The following is a 5627-nucleotide window of genomic DNA, read 5'->3' as shown; positions in this document are numbered from 1 at the left end:
GCGTTCAGCCGCCGGATCTCGACCTCGCGGCCCTGGAAGCGGAAGCTGTCGCCCGCGCCCTTCTTGCGCGGCGACGGATAGCCGGCGCGCCCGGCGAAGAAGTTGCCGTAGGCCTTGTCGAGATCGCGCAGGGCCTGCTGTCGGCAGGTCTGCGAGACGGCGGCGATCCAGTCGTAGTCAGCCCGCAGGGCGGTCAGCTCGCCGGCCTGGGCGACGTAGTTGAGTTTCGATCCGGTCTGCCGCTCGAACCGGCGCCCCCAGTCGCGGCGTTGTTCGAGGGCGAGATTGTAGATCAGGCGGCAGACCCCCGCGAACTGCCGGAACCGCCCCTCCTGCCCGCAGCTCGGGGCCGATTTGTAGCGGAAGCCGCGATGGATCATCGCCTCGAATCTACAGGCGTCACCGTGCTGTTCAACCCCGGAGAAGCGGCCGCCGGCCGAAATCGCTTACCTCCCCGCCCGGAAGGACGGGGTTTCTCGCGAGGGACTCGATGAAATGGGAGGTTTCAATCCTGCGCGTGCCCGAAGAAAGGGGGATTTCCGTGGCCGCGCAAGGGTCCTTGGCGTCACGCAGAGCCCAGGCTCGGGCTAACCTTCTGGGAGAAGCCGCTGGTAGGTCCTGCGAATAACACCGTAGCATTCGCAGCTGAGCTGCTCGAGCACATCGCGGTCGACGATATCAACGACCCCACGGCGATAGCGGATCGCGCCGCGCGCCTGCAGCGTCCTGGCGACCGCCGTCACCGTTGTGCGTTGGACTCCCAGCATGTCGGCCAGAAATTCCTGCGTAAGGGCCAGGGTGTCGCTGGAGATGCGGTCGTGGCAGGCCAGCAACCAGCGGCAGAACCGGGCCTCGACGGAGTGCAGCGCGTTGCAGGCCACCGACTGGATTGCGTGACCAAACAGCGCCTCGGTGTGGCGGTCGACGAGGTCTCGGATGCGTGGGCTTCTCGTCCAGGCTTCGTGCATCTGGGCCACGCCGATGCGAGCGGCGCGCGTCGGGGTCTGGACGATGGCGCGCGAAAGCGATTGGCGCGGAGCAACAGCGGCCATCAGGCCAAGTGCGCCCTCCAGGCCAATGGTGGCGCTCTCGATGGCCGCGCCGTCCTCCATCAAGGTCATCAGCGAGATGACGCCGTCGTGCGGAAAATAAATGACATCGACCGGGTCGCCCGGGTCGTAAAGCAGTCGACCCTTCTCGAGGTCGACCAGCGCGAGGTGCGGCGCAACCAGCCCGAAATCGTCGCGGGGGAGCGAGTCGAGCAGTCGGTTCTGTGTCGTGGACAGGAGCCTTTGCATCGGGAACTCGAAACGCCGATTCAAAGCTTAGGTTTCAAGCCGTCGCGTCGAGTCCCGCCGAGCGTCTGATACTCGACATTTGCGCCGCGGACGTTCGCAGCCACCGGAAAAGGGCGGGCCAACGCTTGGCCCGCGATTTGTCGCTCGCGCGAGTATCGGGTTTCCGTTTTCTCTATGGCTGCTCTTGCCATCAGGCGCGGCTAGCTAAGCGGTCTGAGGTCAAAGCCGTATTCGACCTCAACCCGCAACCCCCGGTGCGCACGTTGTCCGCTGACGCGACGCGCCGGGCCTGCCTAGTGCGTGCTGATCATCGCCGAGGAGATCCAGCCGCGGTTGCCGTTCTCGTCGTCGACTTCCCACCAGATTCCGTTCTTCTGGCCAGTGGGATAGACCATGTCGCCGGGGTTGAAGGTGCGCACCATCTGCGCCTGCGGCGAGGGGGACTTGCGCAGTACGACCGGCTGCTTGACCGCATAGGCCTGGACGCCGGCAGCCTGGCTCGCCTGTTGCCCGGTGGGCGCACCGCGCTGCATGTAGCCGATCAGGTCGATGAAGGCGTTGAAGTAGGCCGCGGTGACAACCTTGCCGATGTCGGTGTTGGCATAGCCGCCGCCGGCGGCCGCGGCAAAGCCGCTCCAGCCATAGCCGCCGCCGCCTGCGCCGAACGAGACGTCGGTCTTCTGCGAGACCCCCTCGGCGACGTAGAGCTGCTCGGTGGTGCGCGCATCGACCAGCGTGATGAGCGCCTGGGCCTCCGACTTCTTCGTGTGGATGCTGCCGGCCAGGGCTCCGAGCCCGCCGAGCCGTGAGCCAAAGGCGCCGGCCACGGCGCCGATGTTGTTGCCGCCGGAGTTGCTGTTGCTGTTCGCCAGGTCCGGCACGATGAAGAAATCGGCTCCCGCCACCTGGCCCTTGCCGATGTTGGAACCCCGGCGCAGGTCACCCGAGGCGCCGAGCGCCGCCTCCTCATTGCGCATCGCAAGCCCGCCGTTGCGGTCGACGATCCGCAGGCAGTTGGAGCGCGAGGCGAAGAGTTTGATGAGGGTTTCCGGATTGGAGAGGCCCAGACCCGTCCACCAATCCCGTTGCGGCTCGCGGATCGCTGCGCGGCCCAGCGGCTGCGCGCACTGCGGCAGCTCCGGCGTGGCCGCGTTCTTCGGCCCCTTCTTGTCCATTCCGTACTGGGCAAACGCCGGCTGGGCGGCGAGGACGGCGGTAAGGCCGATGGCGACGGCCGTGGAGGAGATCTTGCGCATGCTTGCCCCCGTGTCAGTGACCGTAAAAAACAATGCTAACCTAACCCTGCTATACGAATGCTTCAATTGCGCTCGCAGGGTGGTGACCGGCGTCACTGCATCGTCACTGGGGGCCGCCCGAGCCAGAGCTCGCAGACGAGGCCGTCCGGCGCCCAGATTAGCTGCGTGCGCCCGCCTGCAGCGCCCCACAGAGCTCGCTCAAGCACGCTCATGCCCAATCCACGCCGCGCCGGTTCGCGCACCCTCGGCCCACCCATCTCCCGCCAGGTGATCACCGCCGGTGAAATATCGGTGACTTGGGTCCAGGACACCGCGACACGCCCCTCCAGCGTCGACAGCGCGCCGTGCTTGACGGCGTTGGTGGCCAGTTCGTGCATCGCCATCGCCACCCCTTGCGCGGTCGCCGGCGAAAGGGCGAAAGCTTCTCCCTCTATGCTCACCCGCGCGTCGCCTGCGCTGGCGAATGCGCGAAGTTCCTCTTCGACAAGTCGCCTCAGGTCCGCCCCAGTCCAGCGGCCCCCGGCCAGCAACTGGTGCGCGCGGGCGAGCGCCGAGACGCGGCCGAGCAGGACTTCCTTCAGGGCGGCCGGCGTCTCGGCGGTGGACAGGGAGATCGCGCCCTGCACCACCGCCAGCAGGTTGTTCGCCCGATGATCGACCTCGCGCGCCAGGAGCTTCAACCGCTCTTCGCTCTCACGCCGTTCGGAGACGTCGCGAACCATGCCGAACCATCGGCCGTCAGCCAGGACGTGGGCGCTGATCTCGACATCGATCCAGCTGTCGTCTCGACGCTTGAGCCGCCAATCGCCCCGCCGCGGGTTCGCCGGCTGGGAAGTGCGCCAGGCTTCCACGCGGGGGATCTCATCAGCGTGGATCACCTCGACGACGGAGCGCCCGAGAAGCTCGTCGCGCCCGTAGCCCAGCAGCGCCGCGCCCGCCGGATTGACGTAGGTATAAAAGCCGCGCGGATCGGACACGAACACCCCGTCGCGCGAGCCGTCGAACAGCTCGCGCAGCGGCCAGTCGACTGGGTTGCCCTCAGTCAGCCCCGACATGCCCCTCCGATCCCGATGGCCCGGTCAGGCGACATCATGGCGGGAGTCGTCGGACGGCTCAACGCGGCCGGACAGGAAGACGGTGGATCGTGCACGAAGATTTCCGGATAGCCTGACTTGGAATTCTGACGCGACATTTTTTCCAACCGCTGATCACTAGCCCCGACGTCCCTAACCGGAAGACCCGATGATCCGCCGAACTGCCCCAACTCTTGCGATGTTCCTCCTCGCAGCCCCCGCCATCGCCGCGTGGGCGCCTGCGCCGAAGATTGGCATTGAGAGCTTCGCCGAGCTCCAGACGCCATTGCCCTATCCGTACGACGAGACGGCCAACGCCGACAGGCAGGTGGCCCGGGCCAAGGCCCGCGCCAAAGCCTCGGGCAAGCTTTTGCTGATCGACCTCGGCGGCAACTGGTGCGGTGATTGCCGGATCCTCACCGCCACCATGGACCGCCCTGATCTGAAGCCCTTCGTCGAGCGCCATTACGAGACCGTCCTTGTCGATGTCGGGCGCTTCGACAAGAACCTGCAGATTCCGGCTCACTATGGCATCACCGAACGCCTCGAAGGCGTCCCGGCCCTGCTGATCGTAGACCCCCACACCGACAAGCTCCTTGATGGCGGTCACGTTTCGGCCTTGGAGGACGCCCGTCATATGACCCCCCAAGCGCTGGCCGACTGGCTGGCGCAATGGACGCGCTAGGGTGTGCCGCCGATAGCTTCCCCGCAGGTCCAGGTCAGCCTAAGCTGCACACTTCTGCTGGCGGCGCCACGGAGGGGCTGTGAGGATCAGGGCCACGTTGGTCGCGACGATCGCCTTGGCTGTCGCGGTGGGTGCGCGAGCTGAAGAAAACACCCGCGAGCGCGTCCATGCCACCATGGATTCCGTCTTCGGCGTCCAGAACTGGCGCGAGACCGGCGGCTATCGCACGCCGGAGCGAGAGAACGAGCTTCGCGCGCAGGGCGCGCAGACGGTTCCGCCCGGGGTCCTTTCACATCATTCGATGGGCCGGCCGGGGGATGCCGGCGCCTACGACCTTGTGGTCAACGGCCTCAGCCCTGCCGCGGCAGCTGAAAAGCTGCGCCGCGCCGGCGCCCCGTTCAGGATCCTCGCCGAGGGCGCCCATGGCGGGCAGGGGGCGCATCTTCATTTGGAGATCCCCACGGATTCAAAAGGCGCGCCCGTCCGGCCGCCTGGGCTCGAGTGGACGGTCGCCGATCCCACGCCTGCCCAGCTCGCCATGTCCGAGCTTCGCCGCGAGGCAGAACAAGGCCGGGCGGACGCTCAACTGCGACTTGGCCAGATCTATGCGCAGGGTCGGGTGGCGCCGAAGGACGCGGTAGGCGCCTACGTGTGGACGGCGCTCGCTGCGTCGAATGACGCCGCCGATCCAGCCACGCGAGGCGAGGCCGAACGGGCCCTTGCGGCGCTCGCCACGTCAATGCGGCCGCAGGACATCGCCCAGGCGCGCCGGTTCGTGAGCGCGCCCTTGACGGGCGCCGGGCGCATGGATTGCCAGGCCAAGGGCGCCACTGGAGCGCCCGTCCTACTCATCGGCCCACTCGGTCCGCAGGCGTCATGCGCCGCATCCAGCGGCGGCGCGCTGCGGGTGACGGCCGGCTAGGCCGTTCGCGGCAAAAATTCGAAGGCGCCGGTCGTGGGGCGCGAATTAAGCGGCGGCTTCGACTGAGCGCAGTTTGCCCTGCCCGAGACGGTGCGAGCGCAAGGCAGCCCCCAGGCCGGCCTTGGCCGGAACGAGGCCAGCTTAGCCTGAGAGCCAGCGGCGGGGGTGGCGCCAGCCAAGTTCGCGGACTTCCCCCGGAGCAAGGCCAAGGTCCTTCATGCGCGCCGGAGTGAGCACACGGATCGCCTCGACGGGCTCCTGGCCACCGGTCGGACTAGAGGCGATGCGGCCGCTGAGCCCTGCGCGGTCGATGGCTGTCCACTCCGACTTGGCGCGGTCCTCGTGACCGACGGCGAAGTAGTGGCGCAAGGGGGCGGGCTCGCCTGCGAGTTC

7 protein-coding genes are annotated in these 5627 nt (G+C 67.5%); 2 read left to right on the top strand and 5 right to left on the bottom strand.

Features of this window, described 5'->3' with window-relative positions:
- The 4 genes from VGI62_RS12430 to VGI62_RS12415 all read right to left on the bottom strand — a co-directional run.
- On the bottom strand, positions 1–380 hold a 380-nt coding region (locus VGI62_RS12430), incomplete at its 3' end, for a helix-turn-helix domain-containing protein (protein WP_331504810.1).
- Positions 381–587: 207 nt separating this feature from the next.
- A complete protein-coding gene (locus VGI62_RS12425; protein ID WP_331504809.1) occupies positions 588–1298 on the bottom strand; it encodes a Crp/Fnr family transcriptional regulator in 711 nt (236 codons plus the stop codon).
- Between the two features lie 293 nt (positions 1299–1591).
- Entirely contained in the window at positions 1592–2554 is a 963-nt protein-coding gene (locus tag VGI62_RS12420; protein ID WP_331504808.1) for a CsgG/HfaB family protein, read from the bottom strand.
- A 92-nt stretch (positions 2555–2646) separates the two neighbouring features.
- Complete coding sequence (locus VGI62_RS12415; RefSeq protein WP_331504807.1) at positions 2647–3609, bottom strand: HWE histidine kinase domain-containing protein; 963 nt, start codon at positions 3607–3609, stop codon at positions 2647–2649.
- 187 nt (positions 3610–3796) lie between these two features.
- Between VGI62_RS12415 and VGI62_RS12410 the strand changes: the two genes are divergently transcribed.
- Positions 3797–4312, top strand: coding sequence for a thioredoxin family protein (locus VGI62_RS12410; protein ID WP_331504806.1), 516 nt, complete (start codon positions 3797–3799; stop codon positions 4310–4312).
- Between the two features lie 79 nt (positions 4313–4391).
- Entirely contained in the window at positions 4392–5234 is an 843-nt protein-coding gene (locus VGI62_RS12405) for a hypothetical protein (RefSeq protein WP_331504805.1), read from the top strand.
- 141 nt (positions 5235–5375) lie between these two features.
- Here the strand turns inward: VGI62_RS12405 and VGI62_RS12400 are convergent.
- A partial coding sequence (locus tag VGI62_RS12400) for a hypothetical protein (RefSeq protein WP_331504804.1) occupies positions 5376–5627 on the bottom strand: 252 nt, incomplete at its 5' end.

Source organism: Phenylobacterium sp. (assembly GCF_036495085.1).
GTDB lineage: Bacteria > Pseudomonadota > Alphaproteobacteria > Caulobacterales > Caulobacteraceae > Phenylobacterium.
This window is presented reverse-complemented; position numbering and strand designations above follow the sequence as displayed.